The sequence below is a fragment of the Actinokineospora sp. NPDC051303 genome, from assembly GCF_055586285.1.
In genome coordinates this window covers 49601-67906 of the sequence record NZ_JBVJIN010000033.1, presented here as the reverse complement: position 1 = coordinate 67906, position 18306 = coordinate 49601, and the positions used below count along the sequence as shown (strand labels likewise).

17 protein-coding genes are annotated in these 18306 nt (G+C 69.0%); 2 read left to right on the top strand and 15 right to left on the bottom strand.

Annotated features, from left to right (window positions below; translation table 11 throughout):
* The 3 genes from ACZ6SD_RS23275 to ACZ6SD_RS23265 all read right to left on the bottom strand — a co-directional run.
* The coding region (locus tag ACZ6SD_RS23275; protein WP_465319080.1) for a phospholipid carrier-dependent glycosyltransferase at positions 1-338 on the bottom strand (338 nt) is incomplete at its 3' end.
* A gap of 27 nt (positions 339-365) precedes the next feature.
* Positions 366-830, bottom strand: coding sequence for a hypothetical protein (locus ACZ6SD_RS23270; RefSeq protein WP_465319079.1), 465 nt, complete (start codon positions 828-830; stop codon positions 366-368).
* A gap of 31 nt (positions 831-861) precedes the next feature.
* Positions 862-1416 carry a hypothetical protein gene (locus ACZ6SD_RS23265; RefSeq protein ID WP_465319078.1) on the bottom strand — a complete coding sequence of 185 codons (555 nt, stop codon included), beginning with the start codon at positions 1414-1416 and terminating at the stop codon, positions 862-864.
* A gap of 571 nt (positions 1417-1987) precedes the next feature.
* Here ACZ6SD_RS23265 and ACZ6SD_RS23260 point away from each other — a divergent pair.
* Together ACZ6SD_RS23260 and ACZ6SD_RS23255 are read left to right on the top strand one after the other, a co-directional pair.
* Entirely contained in the window at positions 1988-3337 is a 1350-nt protein-coding gene (locus ACZ6SD_RS23260) for a PucR-like N-terminal domain-containing protein (RefSeq protein ID WP_465319077.1), read from the top strand.
* A 310-nt stretch (positions 3338-3647) separates the two neighbouring features.
* Positions 3648-4955, top strand: coding sequence for a PucR family transcriptional regulator (locus ACZ6SD_RS23255; protein WP_465319076.1), 1308 nt, complete (start codon positions 3648-3650; stop codon positions 4953-4955).
* Between the two features lie 672 nt (positions 4956-5627).
* On the opposite strand, the gene ACZ6SD_RS23250 is transcribed toward ACZ6SD_RS23255, so the two are convergent.
* The 12 genes from ACZ6SD_RS23250 to ACZ6SD_RS23195 form a co-directional block, all read right to left on the bottom strand.
* A complete protein-coding gene (locus ACZ6SD_RS23250) occupies positions 5628-6323 on the bottom strand; it encodes a hypothetical protein (protein WP_465319075.1) in 696 nt (231 codons plus the stop codon).
* A gap of 24 nt (positions 6324-6347) precedes the next feature.
* Positions 6348-6905 (bottom strand): hypothetical protein, encoded by a 558-nt coding sequence (locus tag ACZ6SD_RS23245; protein ID WP_465319074.1) that lies wholly within the window; start codon positions 6903-6905, stop codon positions 6348-6350.
* A 14-nt stretch (positions 6906-6919) separates the two neighbouring features.
* A complete protein-coding gene (locus ACZ6SD_RS23240; protein WP_465319086.1) occupies positions 6920-8131 on the bottom strand; it encodes an MCE family protein in 1212 nt (403 codons plus the stop codon).
* A complete protein-coding gene (locus tag ACZ6SD_RS23235; protein ID WP_465319073.1) occupies positions 8131-9228 on the bottom strand; it encodes an MCE family protein in 1098 nt (365 codons plus the stop codon). Before ACZ6SD_RS23235 ends, ACZ6SD_RS23240 begins: the two co-directional genes overlap by 1 nt.
* Positions 9228-10241, bottom strand: coding sequence for an MCE family protein (locus tag ACZ6SD_RS23230; RefSeq protein ID WP_465319072.1), 1014 nt, complete (start codon positions 10239-10241; stop codon positions 9228-9230). Before ACZ6SD_RS23230 ends, ACZ6SD_RS23235 begins: the two co-directional genes overlap by 1 nt.
* On the bottom strand, positions 10241-11230 hold the full coding sequence (locus ACZ6SD_RS23225) for an MCE family protein (protein ID WP_465319071.1): 990 nt from the start codon (positions 11228-11230) through the stop codon (positions 10241-10243). The genes ACZ6SD_RS23230 and ACZ6SD_RS23225 overlap by 1 nt, the downstream gene beginning before the upstream one ends.
* Complete coding sequence (locus tag ACZ6SD_RS23220; RefSeq protein WP_465319085.1) at positions 11227-12246, bottom strand: MlaD family protein; 1020 nt, start codon at positions 12244-12246, stop codon at positions 11227-11229. Before ACZ6SD_RS23220 ends, ACZ6SD_RS23225 begins: the two co-directional genes overlap by 4 nt.
* 5 nt (positions 12247-12251) lie before the next feature.
* Positions 12252-13484, bottom strand: a complete 1233-nt coding sequence (locus ACZ6SD_RS23215) for an MCE family protein (RefSeq protein WP_465319070.1) — start codon at positions 13482-13484, stop codon at positions 12252-12254.
* On the bottom strand, positions 13481-14320 hold the full coding sequence (locus ACZ6SD_RS23210; protein ID WP_465319069.1) for an MlaE family ABC transporter permease: 840 nt from the start codon (positions 14318-14320) through the stop codon (positions 13481-13483). The genes ACZ6SD_RS23215 and ACZ6SD_RS23210 overlap by 4 nt, the downstream gene beginning before the upstream one ends.
* Before the next feature lies 1 nt (position 14321).
* Positions 14322-15104: an MlaE family ABC transporter permease gene (locus ACZ6SD_RS23205; RefSeq protein WP_465319084.1), complete on the bottom strand. Its 783-nt coding sequence runs from the start codon at positions 15102-15104 to the stop codon at positions 14322-14324.
* A gap of 20 nt (positions 15105-15124) precedes the next feature.
* On the bottom strand, positions 15125-16306 hold the full coding sequence (locus ACZ6SD_RS23200; protein WP_465319068.1) for an ABC transporter ATP-binding protein: 1182 nt from the start codon (positions 16304-16306) through the stop codon (positions 15125-15127).
* A gap of 84 nt (positions 16307-16390) precedes the next feature.
* Entirely contained in the window at positions 16391-17578 is a 1188-nt protein-coding gene (locus ACZ6SD_RS23195) for a DUF6801 domain-containing protein (protein ID WP_465319067.1), read from the bottom strand.
* Positions 17579-18306: the final 728 nt, after the last annotated feature.

Sequence of the window (18306 nt, the reverse complement as noted above, 5' to 3'; positions counted from 1 at the left end):
CCCCACCCCGTGTAGCCGAACAGCCACTCACCCACCGCGATCAACGACTTGCCCAACGGCGGATGCACCGTCAACTCATAACCGGCGTTGTCCTCGACACCCCCATTACGCAGCATCTGCCACGCCTGCGGCACATAATGCTTCTCATCGAACACCGGAGTGCCGTGATCCGTCGGCCACCCCAAATTCCACAACCGCACCACACCGGCCAACACACCCACAACCGCGGTCACCAACCACCCACGCACCCGGTCGGCGGGCATGGGGGTAGCCAAAGCCCGCCCGGGGCCAGCGGGCGGGCGTGGGGGGTCGGTTTGGGGGACGGTCTCAAGCAGCATGGCCGGGCTCCCCGCGGGCCCGGCTCATCAACCGCCCCAGTACTGGGCGAACGGCGCCATCGCCTCGCGGATGCGGTCGGCCATGGTGGCGGGCTTGACCGGCGCGGGCTCGGCCTGCTTCGGCTCGGCTTTGGGCTCGGTCTTGCGCTGGACGGGCGCGGCCTGCCTGGGGACGGTGGCCTGGACCTGCGCGGTGGCGGTGGCGGCAGCGGGCGGCGCGACCACGGCGGCCTCGGCGACCCGGGCCGGTGGAATCTTCGGCCGCTCGACCTGGGTGGTCGGCGCGGGCTGGTGCTGCGCGCCCGCGACGTCCTGCGACCCGGAGTCGCCCGACACCGCCCACAGCGCGCCCGCCGCGACGGCCAGCCCCGCCGCGGCTCCGGCGACGCGACGGGGCAGCGGGCCGCGCCCGGGAAGGTCGCGGCCTTCCCGGGACAGCACGTCAGCGACGGGCACCGAACGGGCCCGCGAATCCGGTCGCCAGGTCGTCACGGCGACAACACCTCCTGGTTGTGCCAGTCGGTCACATGCCTGCGACCTTGCGGCAGGTCGGCGCCTTGCCGAAGGCGTCGTTGATCTCGGGGTTCTCGCGCAGGTCCTTCATCGGGCCCTCGCTGTACTTCTCGAACACATCCGTGCTCTCGCCGAGTTCGGTGAGGGCCGCCTGGAACGCGGCCGGGTCGGTCGTCGGGGCGGCCTCGATCTTCTTGATCACCGAGTCGAGGGAGGTCTTCGCGCCGTCGATGTTCGCCAGGGCCTTGTCCACCACGGCGGAGGCGTTGGTGACCGGCGGCGCGCCCGCGCCGGTGATGGTGTCGCCGACCTGGGTCAGCCCCTCGCTCAGGGTGCCGAACAGGGTCAGCAGCCCTTCCTTAGTCTTCGCCGGGTTGGTCGGGTCGAGCGCCGGGAACTGCATGGCCTTCGCGCTCGTGGCGTCCACCGACTGGCAGACCTTTTCCACCCAGCCGACGGCGGGGCTCTCCGGCGGCGGAGCCGCCTCCGGGGAATCCGAACTGCAGCCTGCCAGGGCGGCGGCGGCGACCAGCGCCGACGCGAGAGCGGGGACGAGACGACCCATGATTTGTCTGCTTCCTTCTCGAAAAGACGAAAAGAGATCGCGCCGAAGCCATATGCCGGCTGCGAATGTCCGCCCCTGGCCCACTTGGCGACTACTGCATGAAACCCTACTGAAACACCAACGGCCCCGGCAAGAACCACCAAGGAACCAGCGTGGACTCACCAGGTGTTTTGTCACCCCAGCACAGTCCTGGCCGGTAACTTTTGAAGGTCACACAGGACCGACCACCTCGATCGGGTGCCGCCATCCGAGTGAACCGTCCGGTCACCTGACCCATGACATGGGAAAATCGAGGCGAAGATCCACCGGAGCGGACGCACGGCAGTGGTCCGTCCGGCTGATCGGATGGGGGGTCGACAGTGGTTTTGTCACAAACTCACAAGACGCTGATCCGGTTTCCACCATTTTCACAGAAAGCTGCGTCAACTTATGACCCATACGAGTGTCGCAACCGTCACGTAACGGTTGCATTTGACACACCTGGTGTGCCGAACTTATGGTCGTCGTCACAAAATAGCGCCCGCCCGACGGCGCGCTGCGGCGGAGTTTTGTGAGCGACAAGGGGACGAGAATGCCGATAGAACTGGGCAACCGACCCGCACCCCCGACCACTCGGAAGGACCAGCCCAAAGGAAGCCGACCACAGTTTCCTACTCCGCACGGACCCGTATCGAGGATTCCGTCGCAGGACGACCGAGCCACCGCGCTCTGGGCGAGCCTGCCAAGGGAGTTGGTGGCCCGCTTCCGTCCGATGGTCGGTCAGCTCACCCAAGACATGATCCGCGAGATCCAGCGCGCGGTCCCCGCCTACGCCCAGCCCCTGGAAGGCCACTTCGGCGCGATCATGGTCGCGGGCGTCGAGCAGGCGGTCATGCGCATCCTCGACACCGTCGGCGTCGGCGGCGCCCAGGACGAGAACTGGGCCAACGTCTTCCGACAGCTCGGCCGGGTCGAGTTCGGCGAGGGCCGCAGCCTCGACTGCCTCCAGACCGCCTACCGGGTCGGCGGCCGGGTGGCCTGGCGCCACCTCGCCGCGTGGGGCCAGCAGCAGCGGCTGCCCACCTCGATGCTGACCGTCGCCGCCGAAGCGATCTTCGCCTACGTCGATGAGATCTCCACCCTGTCCATCGAGGGCTACACCGCCGCGCAAGCCCAGTCGGTCGGCGTGATCGAGCGATGCAGACGCAGGCTGGTCGAGCTGATCCTGAGCGAGCCGCCCGCGTCGATGGCGACCATCACCAAACTCGCCGCCACCGCCCGGTGGCGGGTCCCCGACTCCGTCGCGGTCGTCGTGGTCGAGCAGGCTGGCGACGGCGAGTCCGACGAGTTCAACGGCCCCGGCCTGCACGAGGACGTGCTGACCGACCTCGACGGCGAGATGCCGTGCCTGGTGATGTCGGACCCGCAGCGGCAACTGCGCGGCCTGCGCGAGCAACTGCGCGGCAGGCGGGCCTGCGTCGGCCCGATGGTGTCGCTGCGCGAGGCGGCGACCTCGCTGCGCTGGGCGCGGCGCGCCATGGGCCTGGTGCACCGCGGCGTCATCAACGACGGCCCGGTCACCTGGTGCCGCGACCACCTGTCCACGCTGTGGCTGCTCGCCGACGAGTTCCTGGTGCGCGAACTGCTCAAGCGCACGCTGGCCCCGCTGGCCGACCTGACCGCCAAGCAGCGGGCCCGCACCGCGGAAACCCTGCTGGCCTGGCTGGAAACCCGAGGCAGCGCCCCCGAGATCGCCGAACGACTGCAAATCCACCCCCAGACCGTGCGCTACCGCATGCGCCAGGTCGAAAAGCTGTTCGGCGACCAGCTCGCCGACCCAGACTCCCGGCTGGACCTGGAGATCGCGTTGCGGGCACACCGGCTGCTGTGGCCGGGCGACCGCACGCACGACGGCCGGGAAACCCCCGCCCGCGCGAGCTGAAACCGCTTCCCTAGGACGACGGCCGGTCCCGCCCAGCGGGATCGGCCGTCGTCCTATCCCGCCGTCGTACTCAAACAACTCGCAGAAGCAGGCTCCAGGCTTGTGGGCCCATGATAATTTCTCTCATATCACGGGCGTATTGCAGAATAAGTCTCGGAGAAGTTCCGCCGAACCCGTGAATCACTGTAGATTCCGTGACGGGTGAACCGCCTGCCTACCTTTGCGCAACCGGCACGGAATAACGCCCGGAATACGTTGACGACAATCTTCGGCCCGCCGGTCGGGATTGGCACGCACCAGGAGGCCGACGGTGTCAGAGCAGCGCGACGAACCGGACGGACTAGCCGAGTTCCCGCTGCGGATAGCCTTCGACTCCCTGCTCTCCCCTGCCGCGGCGGGCGACCGGGACGACCAGGACGTCAGCTCCATCGACCTGTGGTCCCTGCTGCCGTCGAACCTCGCGCCGCTGTTCCGCCCCGGCGTGCAGGACCTCACCGAAGAGATCCGCAGCGAGCTCAACCGGGCCATCCCGGCCTTCGGCAGACGCATGGACGGCTCCTTCGGCCGCTCGGTCACCGAAGGCATCCAGCAGGCCATCATGCAGTTCATCGACCGCCTCGCCGACCCGACCGCCCCCCAGGACGACCGCGCGCAACTGTTCCGCGAACTCGGCGTGCACGAGCTGTACGACGGGCCGATCCTCGACGTCCTGCAGACGGCTTACCGGATCGGCGCCAGGGTCGCCTGGCGGCGGATGTCGCAGGTCGGCGACCGCGCGGGCGTGCCGACAGCGACCCTGTGCCTGCTCGCCGAGGCGATTTTCGCCTACATCGATGAGCTGTCCGCGCTGTCGGTTGAGGGACACGCTTCGGTGCGGGCACGGGAAATGGGCGCCCTGGAGCGTCGGCGGCGGCAGTTGCTTGAGGTGATCCTCTCCCCCGCGGCGGCGACTCCGCAGACTCTGGCCCGGCTCGCCGAGGCCGCGCGGTGGCCGGTGCCGGAACGGGTGATCACGGTGGCTCTGGAGTTGCGGGGGGACGAGCCGGAACAGCTCCCCGGGGCCACGCTCGACAGCCGCATCCTGGTCGACTTAGAGGGCAACGAGCCGTGCCTGGTGCTGGCTGAGGAGAACCGGGACGCGCTGCAGAAGCTGAGCCAGGAACTGCCCGGGTGGCGGGCGGCGGTGGGGCCGACCGTGCCGGTGACCGAGGCCGCGGAGTCGCTGCGCTGGGCCCGGCGGACGTTGGGGCTGGTGAGCCAAGGGGCCCTGCCGGATGTGGACGTGACGTGGTTCGACCGGCATATGTCTGTGTTGTGGCTGCTGAACGATCCGTTCTTGGTTCAGGAGATTTCTGAGCGGGCGTTGGCGCCGATGGCGGAGTTGACGGGGAAACAGCGGGACAAGCTCAGCGAGACACTGCTGATCTGGCTGGAGACGCGACGCAGTGCGCCGGAGATCGCGCAGTTGCTTGATGTGCATCCGCAGACTGTGCGGTACCGGTTGCGGCAGCTTGAGCGGCTGTTCGGGGCCAGCTTGGAGGATCCGGATCGGCGGTTCGATATTGAGGTGGCGTTGCGGGCTCGGCGGACGTTGCGGGGGTTTGAGCACTCTCGGTGAGTGCTGTTGCTGTTGCGGGGCTTCCCGGGCTGGGTTTCGTGGGGTTGCTCGATGGGGTGGAGTGGTTTCTTCGGGGCCCCTACGAAGGAAGATCGCCGTGTGAAAGACGGGTGGGAAGCCTACGGCCTCACACGCGCGCAGCCAGCTTAGCGATCTTCCTTCTCCCCCGAAGAAACCACTCCACCCCATCGAGCACCTGGCAGGGGCCGTGCGGCCTGACAGGAGCGTGGGTTCGCTGTCCTGCTCCCACCGGGCACCTGGCAGGGGCGGGTGCGGTTGGCAGGGGCGTGGTTCGCTGCCTTTGCTCCACCCATCGGGTACCTGGCAGGGCTGGTTGGCAGGGGCGGGGATGGCGGGCTCCCGCCGGGTGCCTGGCGGCGATTTAGGTGGGTGGTGGTGTGGTGGTATTGGGAATGCAGGAGAGGGCAGGCGCTTGGCGCCTGCCCTCTCTTTAAGCGGATGCTCACCCAACAGCGGTAGGGTTTCAAACCACCGCCAGGGCATCGCGCGGGACGGGCGACGTTGCCTGTCCTGATAGGTTTCCCCGACCGGCCCCCAATGCGGCCGACACGTTTAGTTTACCTATTGGGCCATTTAGGGGACAAGCTGTGGGGCGTAATTCACCTTGAATCAATGATCATGGGGCTGGGTATTGTCACGTTTCGCGTGAAATTACCTGGGGATGAGTTGGGAGACCTTCCAGCGGCCGTCTACCTTCTCGGCTGTGACGCTCAGTTGGGCGCCGCCGGAGGTGGGTTCGCCGGTGTCGCCTCGGGTGGCGCTTTGGTCCATGAAGACCAGGAGGGTGGCGCGGTCGCCGTTCAGGACTGAGACGCCGGAGATTACTACCTTGGAGCGGAGGACCAGCTTTTGAGCTGGGGCCTGTTCGCGGACCTGTTGGAACAGGCGGGCGTACTGGGTTGACGCCTCGCCGGTGAGGAGGTCTCGGGCGGCTAGTTCGGTGACCACGGTGTTGTCGAACTTGTACGAAAAAATCTTCTCTAGGCCGTCGCGGATGGCTGTGCTGACTTCGGCTGTCGCCCCGGCGTCCACTAGGGCCTTGTTGTCGCTGGCTGAGCCGCGGACCTGGTCGGCGCGGATGGTCATCCAGACACCGGTGCCCGCCAGGAGCAGAGCCAGGGCCAGGAGGATCAGCGGGAGCGCGGGGCGGGGGCGGCGGGGGGACTGCTCCGTGTCAACTGCCGATGAGTCGGGCGTCGAGGGGGTGGTTACCTGCTCCTCGGGCTCCTGGGGGGTGGTGGCGGGCTCGGCTCGGGACGACTCTTGGGCTGCTCGGCGGGCCGCGCGGCCTGCCACCACCGGCCTGCGGCCGCCGCGGGCCGTGGTGTCGGGGCGTCCGGTGCGCATCTCTAGGGTCCTCTCGTGTGCCGGTCAGGCCGTGTTCATCGGGACCTGGCCAAGGGCGCTGAGCAACCAGCCCGACTCGGTCCTGGTCAGCTCGGCCTGGAACCGGCTGCGCTTGGTGGCGGGCTGGCCGCCGTCGGGGATCACCACGATCTCCACGGCGGCGATCGCCTTGGCGGTGCCGCGTTCGGTGTCCAAATCGGTCAACGCCGCGTCGGTGACCCGGCCCTCGCTGGTGGTCTTGGCCTCGACCACCCGCTGCTTGCTGACCTCACGGGTCTGCGCCAACTCCTCACGCAGACCGCCGGTCGAGCCCGCCAGCCAGCGGTCCAGACCCTTGTCCACCTCACGGTAGTCCAGCGTGTTGAACGTGGCCACGCCCGACCGCGCCGCGGCCAAGGCCCGGTCGCGCTCCTCGGCGCGGGCCGCGTCCTGGTCGGTCGCGGCCGAATACAGGCCGTAGCCCGCCCACAGCGCGAAGCCGAGCGCCACCACCAGCGCGGCCGCGGCCAGCGCCAGCAGCCGCGAACGCGCCGGGGGCTGGGCGTCGCTGCCACTGTCGATGTCGACGTCGATGCCGCTCATGTCCGCCTCCCTGGTCACGGGGTCAGGGCCAGCATCTCGTCCAGTGAACCGCGCAGCCGCGGACTCTGCTGGTCGGGCAAGGTGCTGGTGGCGCCATAGCTCGCGGGCGCGACCGCGGGCGGGACGCCGCCGGACGGGGCGTTCTGCGAGCCGCGCACGTTGCCGCTGCCCGGGGCCAGCGCGCAGCGCGCGTTGGTGTTGAGCGGCGCGGGCGAGGTGTCCAGGCCGTTGCGATAGCGGGTGCCCTCGTAGCCCGCCGTGCACGGCAGCGGGTCGAAGAACGTCGAGGACAGGCCGAAGTGCGCGCCGTCCGGGCGGACCACGTCACCAGCGGCCGCGACCGCCTGCGGGGTGACCACCAGCATCTGCTCCAACCCGTTCTGCCGGGTGGCCAGGACGTTCGACGTGGTCAGCAGGTTCGCCAGCACCGCGCCCAGCGACGGGCCGGTCTCCTGCAACAGGGCGCTGACCTGCGCGGCCGCGCCGGGCGCGTTGCCCAGCAGAGCCCGGATGTCGCCGTCGGAGCGGCCAAGCTGCTCGGCGATGAGCTTGCTGTTGACCGCGAGGTTCTTGATGGCGGCGGAACTCTCGGCCTGCGTGGTCAGCACCGTGCCGGAGTCCTTGATCAGCGACGTGGTCTGCGGCAGGTTCTCGGTGGCGAGCTTGGTGAAGCTGCTCGCCGAGTCCAACAGGGCCTGCAGGCTGGGGCCGGTGCCCTGGGTGGCCAGGTACAGCTCGTCCACCAGCGAGCGCAGCTCCTCGCGCGGCACCGACTCCACCAGCTTGTCCAGGTTGAGCAGCACTGTCTCGCTGGCCAACGGGATCTTGGTGGACTCGCGGCCGATCACCGAGCCCTCGGTGAGGTAGGGCTGGCCGTCGCGGCGGGGGCGCAGGTCCACGAACTGCTCGCCGACCGCGGACCGGTTGGCGACGACGGCCTCCACGTCCGCGGGGACCTGTGGGGCGTCGTCGCGGATGCGCAGCTCGACCTCGACGCCATCAGGGATCAAGTGCAGGTCGGCGACCCGCCCGATCGCCACGCCGCGGTAGGTGACCTCGGCGTTGGAGAAGATGCCGCCGGAGTCGGCCAGGCGGACCTTCACCCGGTAGCCGGTCGCGCCGAACAGCGCGTCAAGGCCCGCGTAGCGCGCGCCGACGTAGCTCACGCCCAGCAGGGCGATGAGCACGAAGATCGTCAACTGCACCTGAACCCGTCGGGTGATGATCACGAGCCTGCACCTCCGGCGGTCTCGGACGGGCCTAGGTCGGCCGGGGGAAGCGGCAGCGGCGCGGACGCGGGAGCGGGCCTGCCCTGACCGTGCGTGCGCGAGTTGAGCGAAAGGTAGACGTTGAGGTAGTCACCCTTGATCGCGTTGATCGCGCCATCGGTGAACGGGAACGTGAACAGCAGCTCCATCGCCTGCGGCAACTGCTGGCCCGCCTCGTTGAGCTTGCGCAGCGTCGGCTCCAGGGCGCGCAGGTCGGCGACGATGTCGTCCTTGCTCCGCTTGATCACGTCGGTGGCGACCCCGGAGAGCGAGTTCAGCGAGTTGAGCATGTTCACGAACTGGGTGCGCTGCTCGGAGAGCACCTTGATGCCCGGGGCCAGGTTGTCCAACAGGCCGTTGATCTTGTCGCTCTGCCCGGCCAGCGACGTCGAGAGCTTGTCGAGGCTGTCGAGCGCGCGGACGATCTCGCCGCGGTGGCTGTCGAGGCCGCCCGCGAAGGTGTTGAGGTTGGTCAGCAGCGCGTGGATGTCGCTCTCGTTGCCGGTGAGCGCGGCGTTCAGCTCGCGGTTGATCTGCTGGAGCTGCGCGACGCCGCCGCCGTTGAGCAGCATGGACAGCGCGCCGAACACCTCTTCGATCTCGGTGTTGCGGTTGGTCCGCTCCACCGGGATGTTCGCGCCCTCGGCCAGCACGCCCTCGCGGGCCTCCTCGGCCGGGTCGTCAAGCTCGACGAACTTCTCGCCCAAGACGCTGGACTGGCGCAGCCGGGCCAGCGCGGTCCCCGACAGCCGCACGGACCCGTTGACCGCGAGGGTCACCCGGGCGGTGCGGCCGTCCGGGGCCAGCTCGATGGCCTCGACCTTGCCCACGGTGACGTCATCGACCTTGACCCCGGACTGCGGAACCAGGTCGAGCACGTCCTTGAAGTCGGCGGTGACCCGGTACGGGTGGTCGCCGAGGTCGGCGCCGCCGGGCAGGTCCACCCCGTAGAGGCCCGAGCCGCAGCCAGCGAGCAGCGTGGCGCCCAGGGTGAGCGCCGTCGCCCGAGCCGCGACCTTCCCGGCCCGCCGCGTCCGCGGTGTCAGCGCGCGCATCAGTTGCCTCCCTGCGCGTCGGCCGTCCGCGGCAGCGGCAGCATCGAGAACTCGTTGAGGTTGGCCCGGCCGTCGATCGTGTGGGTCGCCGGGTCGTAGGCGTTGACCAGGTTCGTCAGCGCCAGCGGGGTGGCGTCGAGCGCCTCGGCCAGCGACGCGCGCTGGTCGGAGAGCAGCTTGGTCGTGCCAGCCAGCTTGTCCACATTGGACTTGATCCGGGCCCGGTTGTCCTTGATGAAGCCCTCGACCGCGCCCAGCGCCACGGACAGGTCCTTGAGCGCCGCGTCGAAGGTGGCGCGCTCGTTGGCGAGGAACTGGGTCACCGAGGAGAGCTGGTCATCGATCTGGCGGACCTTGTCGTCGTTGGCCGCGAGCAGCGCGGCGAACTTCGAGAGGCTGTCGATCGTGGTGAACAGGTCGTCCTGGGAGCCGTTGAGGGTGCGGGCGAGGTCGCCGAGGTCGCGGACCGTCTGGCCCATGTCCGCGCCATTGCCGCGCAGGTACTTCTCGGTGTCGCGGATCAGGTCGCTGAACGCGCCGTCGGTGTTGGCGCCCTCCGGGCCGAGCGCGGTGGTGAGCTTGTCGAGGCTGGAGAACAGCTCGTCAAGCTCGACCGGGACGACCGTGCGCTCCAGCGGGATCACCGTGCCGTCCGCGATGCGCTTGCCGGAGGTCAGGACCGGGGCGAGCTGCACGTAGCGGTCGCTGACCAGGCTGGGGGTGACGACCAGGGCGTTGGCGTTCTCCGGGACCGGGGCTTCGGCGTCGATGGTCATCGTGACCTTGACGTTGGGGCCCTGCGGCTCCACCGAGTCCACGGTGCCCACGGCGACGCCGAGGACCCGCACATCGGACCCGGCGTAGAGGCCGACCGCCGCGGCGAAGTACGCCGTGAGCGAGCGGGTCTTGCCCTGGTTGAGCAGCGCCCACGTGCCCGCGGCGAGCACCATGACCGCGACCGCGCCGAGCGCGATCAGGCGCAGCAGGCGGGCCTTGCGCTTCGTCGTGGCCATCAGCGACCTCCCCTAGGCGGGACGCACCCGGCGGAACCGTCCGCGGGCGGAATGAGCCCGCAGATGTAGCTGTCGATCCACCGTCCGTTGCCGACGGCGTTGCCGACGAGCCGGTAGAACGGGCCCGCGAGCCGCAGGCTGCGGTCGAGGTTGTCCTGGTTCTTCTGCAACACGTCGGTGACCCGGTCGAGCTGTTCGAGCGCGGGCCCGATCTGCGCCTGGTTGTCCGCGACCAGCGCGGAGAGCTGGCGGGACAGGTCGCGGGTGCCGCTGAGCAGCGCGCCGATCGCGTCGCGGCGCCGGTCGAACTCGGCCAGCAGGGTGGTGCCGTCGTTGAGCAGCGCCTGGAACTGGTCGGTGCGGTCGGCGAGGGTCTTGCTCACCCCCGAGGTGCTTTCCAGCAACTGCTTGAGTTCCTGGTCGCGGGAGGAGATCGTGTGCGACAGCTTCGACAGGCCGTCCAGAGCGGTGCGCACGCTCTCGGGGGTGGTGGCCCCGAAGGTCTGCGAGAGCACCTTGAAGCTCTCCGCGAGCTGCGCGGTGTCGATCTCGCCGGTCGTCTTGGCCAGGTCGCCGAAGGCGTCGTTGACGTCGTAGGCGGTGACCGTGCGGTCCTGCGGGATCGGGGTGTCCGGGTCGAGCTCCTTGGTGCCCAGCGGGTCGAGCGCCAGGTTCTTCTGGCCGAGCAGGGTCTTGATCTTGATCGCGGCGACGGTCTGGTCGCCCAGCCAGACGCCCCTGGCCCGGAAGGACACCTTGACGTAGGTGCTCTCCAGCTCGACCTCGGTCACCTTGCCGACCTTGACCCCGGCGACCCGGACCTCGTCGTCTGGCTTGAGGCCAGCCGCCTCGCGGAAGTGCGCGGTGTAGACCCGGCCGCCGATCAGCGGAAGGGTCTCCCAGGTGAAGATCAGGACGCCGAGCACCGCCATGACGGCCAGGCCGACGAGGCCCAGCTTGACGGTGTTGCGTTCGCGGAACGGTTTCACGATCGGCACCTCGCGTCGGTGACCGGCAGGCCGACGTCGCCCGGCGACTGCCCGGGGGCGGGCGGGGCGTCGGTGGAGGCCGAGCACAGGTAGAAGTTGAGCCAGGAGCCATACGACGCGGTCCGCCCGATGGCCTCGTACTTGATCGGCAGGTTCGCGATGAACTTGTCGAACGCCGGGGAGTTGTCCGCCAGCGTCCTCGACAGCGCGCCCAGGGCGTCGATGTCGCGGCGCAGCGGCTCCCGGCCCTGTTCGAGCAGGCCCGAGGTGGCCGTGGTCAGCGCGGCGATGCCGTCGATCGCCTCGCCGATCGGCTTGGCGTCCCTGGCCAGGCCGCTGACCAGCTCCTGGGTCGTGAGGACCAGGGCGGAGAACTGGTCGCCGCGCGAGTTCATCTGGCCGAGCACGGTGTTGAGGTTGCCGATGACCCGGCCGAACACGTCGTCCTTCTGCGCCAGCGTCGTGGTCAGCGAGCCGATGTGCTTGAGCAGGTTCTCCACCGTGCCGCCCTCGCCCTGCAGGACCTGCACGACCTCCATGGACAGCTTGTTCACGTCCTCAGGCGAGAGCGCCTGGAACAGCGGCTTGAACCCGTTGAACATGGCGGTCAGGTCCAGCGCGGGGCGGGTGCGCTCCAGCGGGATGAGCGTGCCCTCCTTGAGCGACCCGGACCCGGTGCCCTGGTCCAAGGAGATGTAGCGCTGGCCGATCAGGTTGCGGAACTTGATCGTCGCGGTGACCGTCGGGGACAGCGACCAGCGGCGGTCCACCTCGAACTCGACCTCGCTGAACCGCCGGTCGACGACCTTGATGTCGGTGACCTGGCCGACCCGGACACCGGCCATGCGGATGTCGTCGCTGGGGTTGAGCGAGGTGACGTCGGTGAACCGGGCGCGGTAGGTCAGCGCGTCGCCAGTGCCCTTGTTGGCGATGGTGATGCCGAGCAGGGTGGTGGCCAGCACGGTGATCACCGTGAAGATCAGGCCCTTGACGATCGGGCCGCCGAGGCCCTTCAACTGCTTCACGACAGCGTCACCTCGGTTCCGCGCAGGAGCGGGCCGACGAGCAGGCTGCTCCACTGCGGCATCTCACTCGGGCTGACTCCCTCGACCGGCGCCAACAGCTCGGCGATGAACTGGTTCTCCTCCGGGGAGTTCGCCACGCCCAAGCCGTCCGAGCCGAGGTCGGGGTTGTACGACGCGGGCGCCACGCCGCCGCCACCGCCGGGGCAGCGGGGGCCGCCGCCCGCATTGAAGACGGGCCGGTCGCGACCGGGCACGTACGCGCCGCGCGAATCCTTGACGGTGAGCTTCACGTGCAGGCCCGGCTCGCCGGTGCCCACGCCCATCGCCTTGTCGATCAGCGGCTTGAGCCGGATCACCGCGTTGGTCAGGCAGGGGAACTCCGGCGAGTAGCGCGCCAGGGTCTCCAGCGTCGGGCGGCTGGCGTCGGCGAGGCCGATCAGCGTGTTGCGGTTGGCCCGGACAAACTTGTCCAGGTCGTTGGTGGTGCTGGTCAGCGTCTTGAACAGCTCCGCCACCTGGTTCTTCTGCTCGGCGAAGGTCTTGGCGGTGACGGTGAGCCCGTCGAGCGCCTCCACGATGTCGGGCCCGGCCGCCTCGTAGACCTCGAAGGTGTCGGCCATCCGGCTGATGTCGGTCTGGATCTGCGGCATCTGCGGGTTGAGCTGGTCGAGGTACTGGTTCATCGTCGCCAGGGTCTCCCCCAGCGGCTTGCCCCGGCCCTCCAGCGCCTGCGCGATCGCGCCCAGCGAGCTGGACAGCTTCTGCGGCTGGACCGCCTGCAACACCGGCAGCAGGTCCTTGAGCGCCTTCTCCACCTCGATGGCGCGCATCGTGGTGTCCTGCTGGATGACGTCGCCCGCGGCCAGCGGCCGGGCGGGGCGCTCCGGCACGACCAGGCTGACGTAGCGCTGGCCGAACAGCGTCTTGGGCAGCAGCCGCGCGGAGACGTTGCTCGGCAGCATGGACAGCTTGTCCGGGTCGATCGCCAAGTCGACCGCGACGCCGTCGCCGGTGGTGCGGACCTGCTTCACGGTGCCGACCATGACACCGCGGATCTTGACGTCGGCGTTCTCCTTGAGCTGGTTGCCGACCCGGTCCGCGTGCAGGGTGACCGGCGTGGTGCTGACGAAGTCCTTCTGGTAGATGGCGATCGAGAGCCAGCCCAGCGCGCCCAGGAGCACGATGAAGACCAGGCCCAGCGCCCGGTTCCGCAGCCGCAGCCCACTCATCCGGCCACCCGCACCGTCGTCGTCGCGCCCCAGATCGCGAGGCTGAGGAAGAAGTCCATCACGCTGACGATCACGATCGAGGTTCGCACCGAGCGGCCCACCGCGATGCCCACGCCCGCCGGGCCGCCGCTGGCGCGGTAGCCGTAGAAGCAGTGCGTGAGGATGATCGCCACACTGAAGATCATGACCTTCACGAACGACCAGACCACGTCCTCCGGTGGGAGGAACAGGGTGAAGTAGTGGTCATAGGTGCCCGCCGACTGCCCGTACACCTCCACCGTGATCGTGCGCGCCGCCAGGTAGGCGGTCAGCAGGCCGATCACGTACAGCGGGATGATCGCGATGAAGCCCGCGATGATCCGGGTGGTGACCAGGTACGGCAGCGACCGCACGGCCATCACCTCCAGCGCGTCGATCTCCTCGGAGATCCGCATCGCGCCCAGCTGCGCGGTGAAGCCGGAGCCGACCGTCGAGGACAGCGCCAGCGCCGCGGCCAGCGGGGCGATCTCACGGGTGTTGAGGTACGCCGAGAGGAAGCCCGCGAACGCCGCGGTGCCGATCTGGTTCAGCGCCGAGAAGCCCTGCAGGCCGACCACGGTGCCGGTGAAGACCGACAGGCCGACCATCACGCCGATGGTGCCGCCGATGACCGCGAGCGCGCCGCTGCCGAAGCTGACCTCGGCGAGCAGCCGGACGATCTCGCGGAAGTAGCGGGTGATCGCGAACGGCGCCCACGCCAGCGCGCGGAAATAGAACCGGAGCTGGTCGCCGAGGCGCTCCAGGGCGTTGAGTGGACGCTGGAAGCTCGGGCGGTAGCGGCCGCTGAGGATCGCCACGTCATGCCCCCTTCGCCGGGACGAGTTGCAGGTAGATCACGCTGACCACCAGGTTCACGAAGAACAGCAGCAGGAACGTGATGACCACGGACTGGTTGACGACGTCGCCGACGCCCTTCGGGCCGCCCTTCGGATTGAGGCCCCGGTAGGCGGCCACGAGTCCGGCGAGGAAACCGAAGATCAGCGCCTTGATCTCGCTCACCCACAGGTCGGGGAGCTGGGCAAGGGCCGAGAAACTGGCGAGGAACGCGCCGGGGGTGCCGTCCTGGACGACCACGTTGAAGAAGTAGCCGCCGCAGACGCCCACGACGCTGACCATGCCGTTGAGCAGGATCGCCACCGCCATCGCGGCGAGCACCCGAGGCACCACCAGCCGCTGGATCGGCGAGACGCCCAGCACCATCATCGCGTCGATCTCCTCGCGGATGGTCCGCGAGCCGAGGTCGGCGCAGATGGCCGAGCCGCCCGCGCCCGCCACCACCAGGGTGGTGACGATCGGGCTGGCCTGCTGGACGACCGCGAGCACGCTGGCCGCGCCGTTGAACGAGTCTGCGCCGATCTGCGCGGTCAGCGAGCCGAGCTGCAAGGTGATGACCGCGCCGAACGGGATGGACACGAGCGCGGCGGGCATGATCGAGACGCTGGCGATGAACCAGAACTGCTGGAGGAACTCCCGGATCTGGAACGGGCGCTTGAACATGGCCACGACGACGTCGAGGCCCATCGCGAACAGGTTGCCGAACTCGCGCAGCGCGCCGGTGACCGCGTTGCTCGCGGCCGCCATCGGCGAACGGGTGGTGGTGCTCACTGATCGCCTCCGTCACGCCGCCACGGACGCAGCCTCGGCCGCGTCGCCGGGGCCTGCTGCACCTGCTGCGGCGGGATCGGGCGAGTCGCCTGGTGCGCCTGCTGCGGCGCCACCGGCCGAGTCGGGGGGCGCTCGGGAAGCGCGGTCGGCATGGCCATGCCCGCGGTGCGGCGGCGCCAGTCCTGGTAGCGGTCGAAGTCCTCGCGGCTGAGGCTGGCGAGGATGCCGTGCTGGGCGGGCTCGGGCAGCGTGTGCAGGATCTGCATGACCCGCTGGCGCCTGCGCCGCGCCGCGTCGCGCGGCGGCAGGCCCGGCGTCGGCTCAAGCTGCGGGACGACGCCGCGCATGTCCTCAGTGGACCCGTCGTGGTGCCCGGCGCGGTGGTGTTCGAGCTCGGCGGCCATCTGCGCGGAGTCCTTCTCCTCCGACATGCCGATCGGGCCGAGGCGGCGGCCGTTGAGGAACTGCTCGACCACCGGCTCCTCACTGGTCAGCAGCACCTCGCGCGGACCGAACATCACCAGTTCCTTGCGGAAAAGCATGCCGAGATTATCCGGCACCGTCCGCGCGACGTTGATGTTGTGGGTGACGATCAGGATCGTCGCGTCGATCTGCGCGTTCAAGTCGATCAGCAACTGCGACAGATACGCGGTGCGGACCGGGTCGAGACCCGAGTCCGGCTCGTCGCACAGGATGATCTGCGGGTCCAGCACCAGCGCGCGAGCCAACCCAGCGCGCTTGCGCATACCACCGGAGATCTCACCGGGCAGCTTCTGCTCCGCGCCGAGCATGCCGACCATGTCCATCTTGGACATGACGATGTCGTGGATCTCCTTCTCGCTCTTGCGGGTGTGCTCCCGCAGCGGGAAAGCCACGTTGTCGTAGATGCTCATCGAGCCGAACAGCGCGCCGTCCTGGAACAGCACCCCGAACAGCTTGCGGATCTCGTACATGTCCTTCTCGGAACACGAGCACAGGTCGACGCCGTTGATGACGACCCGGCCCCGCTCCGGCTTGAGCAACCCGATCAGACACTTGAGGAACACCGACTTGCCAGTGCCCGACGGACCGAGCAGCACGCTGACCTCACCAGAGGGCAGAGTGAGCGTCACGTCCCGCCAGATGGCCTGCCTGCCGAACGACTTGCTCAGGCCCTCGACGACGACCTCGACACCCATCACACCTCCCGGGAGAACTACTGTGGACTATCGGCGGCTTCGGCGGCCAGGTCGGCCCCGGCCCGCGAAGCACGAGACTGCGGGTTATGGCGCGGGCGCCGTCGTTCCCCGTGAGACCAGCACGTTCTCGACCTCGTTGCCCGGACCCGACACCAGTCCGCTGATCAGCTTGTCGAGGTTCTCGGTCGTGCCGCAGCCGGTGAACGCGGGGATCTCGGCGACCGACTTCAGCACGCTGCGCTTGCCTTCGGGGAGCTTGACCGTGCCTTCCATCGGCAGCCTCAGCGGGGTCGCGGTGCGGCAGTTGGGGCCGACCTTGAGGTCGACGCCGTCCTGGCGGACTTCGAGGACCTTCAGGGTGACCTCGGCGGTCGTCTTCTTGAGCGTCGCGGCGAGATCGCCGTCCTTGTCCGGCGCGATCGTGGCGAAGCCGTTGACCGTGCCCTGCCCGGAGAGCTTGTTCGTCACCGGCATGAACTTGAAGACCAGCAGGTACGCCTCAGCGGGCTTGAGGTCGATCGTGCCCGTCATCTTGTTGCCGTCCGGACCGGGGGCGGAGATCTCGATATCGGTCGCCAGCGCCCCCGTCAGCACCACGTTGGTCTTGAGCTTGGCGATGCGCGTGGTGGCGGTGAGGTCGAAGTAGTACATGAGCCCCTGGGCCGTCACCGGCGGCTGGGCCAGCGCCCGGTTCTCCGCCGGGGCCTGCTGAGCGACGGGGGCCTGGGCGGCGCGGGGGGTCACGTTGACCGTGCCCAGCGCGCCCGCGCCCGGGTTGGCGGCGCAGTCGACGGTCAGGCCGCCGCTGCGCAGGGTGGCGTTGAGGCCGCTCAGCTCCACCTTCGCCTCGCCCTCGGCGGGGGTGAACGTGACGGACTTGCCGATGGCCACGACGCCCAGTTCACCGCCGTCGGGAAGCGGGTTCGACGAGGTCAGGTCGGCGACCTGGAGGTCCCGGGGCGCGTCGCCCTGGTGGAGAGCGAGCCTGGGGCGCACGGCGGTGTCGACGGTCGTCCCACTCCCCCGCAGCGCGCCCACGACAGCGGCAGGCAACGTCAGCTTCGCGGTGGGCTCCGCGGTGACCGCGTCACCCGCGACCGCGGTGGAGGGCACAGTCAGGCCGAACTCGACCGGGACGTCTACCCGTTCCCCACCCGGCAGCGTGCAGCCGAAACTGCCAACCGCCGTGGTCTGGCCCGCGGTGGCGGCGCCGGTGAAGTACAGCCCGCCCGCGACCGCGGCGCCGACCGCGACGGCGGCGATGGCTCGCACCGCGACACGGCGGCTCTTCCGAGACCGGGAAACGTTCATGAGACGACCACTCACCTGCCGGATAATAAGCGGAGGGAATAGGCGCAAACCGCACGCCGAACCACGGCAAGGGACGTTACCAGCGTGTCACCAGCATGACAACAGTGCTTTCCGTACTGGCGCGTAATGGCAGGGGAGTTGTCACTGGGCGCGCAATTCCATGGTCCACTTTGTGCGCAACCCCGCAGATCACTGGGGGCGCGGCAGGCCCTCGGGGCGGGTGGATGGCGCTGTTTTGTGCTTGGTCGAGCAAGCTGGCCAGCAGAGTTGTCACTGAACGCCGGGTTCCTGGGGTGGGGGCGAAACACGGGACGGGAATGATTTGGGCACCATTGTGTCACGTGGGTTCAGCGGGGATAGGTTGTGCGTCCGCGACGGGTTCGCGCATCGGCGGAATCTTCGCCGGGTTATTTGGGGCGATTTCGTGTTCGGGTGTCTTCGGGGGCTTCGGGGGGCATCGTAGGGGCTGTCTGGTGGTGGGTGGCTCGTGGGGTGTGCTCGATGGGGTGGAGCGGTTCCCGGGCTGGGTTTCGTGGGTCCGCTCGATGGGGTGGAGTGGTTTCTTCGGGGCCCCTACGAAGGAAGATCGCCGTGTGAAAGACGGGTGGGAAGCCTACGGCCTCACACGTGCGGAGCCAGCTTAGCGATCTTCCTTCTCCCCCGAAGAAACCACTCCACCCCATCGAGCA